The sequence below is a fragment of the Vibrio sp. V43_P6S15P86 genome (assembly GCF_009904725.1).
GTDB classification, from domain to species: Bacteria; Pseudomonadota; Gammaproteobacteria; order Enterobacterales; family Vibrionaceae; genus Vibrio; species Vibrio diabolicus.
The window spans coordinates 1-2,221 of the sequence record NZ_WXWT01000011.1 but is presented as its reverse complement, the minus strand read 5'-3'; the positions used below and the strand labels follow the sequence as shown (position 1 = coordinate 2,221).

The window sequence follows — 2,221 nt, the reverse complement described above, 5'->3', positions numbered from 1 at the left end:
AATAAGAAAGATAAGGAAAAAGTTCAATAAATTCTTCAAAGAAGAACTAGTTGATGATGCTTTTTCAAAAAACAAATATGAATTTAGAACGGATAGCCTCTTGGTTAAGTTTTCAAAAATTGCCAGATCATCTAGTGAGTCCTCATTTCCGATGGCATTTTCAAATGTGCCGATAACAGGCTCAAGTCGTAACATTGAAGATTTAAATGCGCGTGTTGCTATGTGTCGACCAGATTTGCAGCTATTCAAGTTAATTTGTAATAGTGTTGAAGTGAAAAGCCATAAATGCAGAAATCTTAAATATCAGGTCGATCTCGCATTATTGGACTGCTACGCGGATAAATTCCATAGTTCAGATGAAGACATTTTTGCTATGTATGCTGAAGCCTTTTCCAATTTAGAGAATCGAGGTGTATTTAAACGAATCTACGTTGTAACAGGTTCTGGACAGGTGCAAGAGTTCTAGATTTCACATAACAAAGCATTTAAGAGTGATTCCCAACGCATGGCATTTTTCATTCCATCGTTGGGTTTTGTGTTTACGGTGGTATGGTTTAGTTGTGTTGTAGCGTTGCTCACACCTTAATGCGGCGTTAGGTGCTTGAAGGAAAAGGTAAGTATGGAAATTGCTTTTCAGTCGATAAACATTGATGATTTCGAATTGTGCGTTGCTGCGAGAAAAGATGCATACTTTTGTAGTTTTGGGCATTACGATGGTTTCGACGATTTCATCAGTGGTTATCGTGAACGAGTATTAGATCGGTTAGCAACATCAGGATGGTTCTATATCCATATATTTGTGGATGGTCAGTTTGCAGGGCAGTTAGAGTTTCGTAGCTTTTCACCCGAGCCGGAGATTGGCTATGTGCATCTCATTTACTTAAAGCCGAACTTTCGTGGTTCAGGACTCGCTGCAAAATTGCAGGATTATATTGTAAGCACTTTGAGTAAAGCGGATTGTTTGCGTGCTGTACTTTCAGTAAGCCGAAGTAACCATCGAGCTCTCACATTCTATAAGCGCCATGGTTGGGAGTTCGTGCGCAAGAATCCCAAGCACGATGAAACAGACTTTTACCAACTTTGGCTACGCACCTAACAAACTGTTCAAGAGGGATTCGCAACGCGTGGCATTTTTACTATGCGTTGGCTTTAGTGTCTAAGGTGGTATGCAGCGGCTTCAGTATTACGTTGCTCACCCCTTAACAGGGCGTTATGCCTTTTATCGAAAATTAACATGGAGGTTAATCGTTTTGGGTAAGCAATTTTCAGAATTATCCGATAAACACATTGAATTTATCGGACAGCAAAAAATCTATTTTGTAGCTACCGCCGCAGAGAGTGGTAGTGTGAATTTGTCGCCTAAAGGTGGAGCTTCCTTGCGTGTTATCAACCCAAAGCAAATAGCTTGGTTAAACCTTACAGGAAGTGGCAATGAGTCAGCATCACATGTCATTCAAAACCCAAGAATGACCGTCATGTTCTGTGCTTTTGAGGGCTCTCCTCTAATCCTTCGAGCCTATGGTAAGGCTACTGTTTTGCACTCTCAAGACGATAGTTGGGGTAAGTATGCACCGATGTTTCCGAAAAGTGTTGCTGCTAGACAAATCTTTGTCCTAGACGTCGATTTGGTACAGTCTTCCTGCGGAATGTCAGTTCCTTACTTTAGTTATGAGGGAGACCGTGAAGATCTAGCTAATTGGTCAGAAAAACAAGGTACAGCGGGTATAGAAAAATACTGGCTTAAAAAGAACCAAAAGAGTATCGATGGTTTTGATACTGAAATTGCTAAAAGGTCTGGCTTGGACGTAGAGTAATCGAACAAAAGCGTTTTAATCACCACAGGCATAACAAACAATTTAAGAGTGATTCAGCACGCTTGGCATTTTTGGTTTGGGTCTAATTTAGTGTTTACGGTGTTTAAATTGAGTACTGTGGTCGCGTGCTTCACACCTTAATTGGGCGTTAGTTTCATAACATTTCCTATACACCACTGAGTGCATATGTTATTCTTTTTATTTCATAAAATAAGCCCTAAAATTATACATGGATGAGTGATGAGTAACGTAATTTCAGTTAGCAGTTTACCGTATAATTTGCCAAGCAATGAGCAAGAACAATTAAGAATATTAGCTAAAATAATCGGTTTTAAACCAGAACTACTTGTTGGGGCTGGAAAAGTAGAAGTAGATGCGATTTGTTCGATGATCTTGTATAGACATCT

At 39.6% G+C, this 2,221-nt stretch carries 3 protein-coding genes; all 3 read left to right on the top strand.

Annotated features, from left to right (window positions below):
• Nucleotides 1-466: hypothetical protein (locus CAG69_RS00725; protein ID WP_161442215.1), on the top strand; the 466-nt coding region annotated here is incomplete at its 5' end.
• A 153-nt stretch (nt 467-619) separates the two neighbouring features.
• The gene (locus CAG69_RS00720) at nt 620-1,096 is read left to right on the top strand and encodes a GNAT family N-acetyltransferase (protein ID WP_161442212.1); all 477 of its coding nucleotides are present in this window, start codon (nt 620-622) and stop codon (nt 1,094-1,096) included.
• A gap of 154 nt (nt 1,097-1,250) precedes the next feature.
• Nucleotides 1,251-1,814: a pyridoxamine 5'-phosphate oxidase family protein gene (locus tag CAG69_RS00710; protein ID WP_202600659.1), complete on the top strand. Its 564-nt coding sequence runs from the start codon at nt 1,251-1,253 to the stop codon at nt 1,812-1,814.
• Nucleotides 1,815-2,221: the final 407 nt, after the last annotated feature.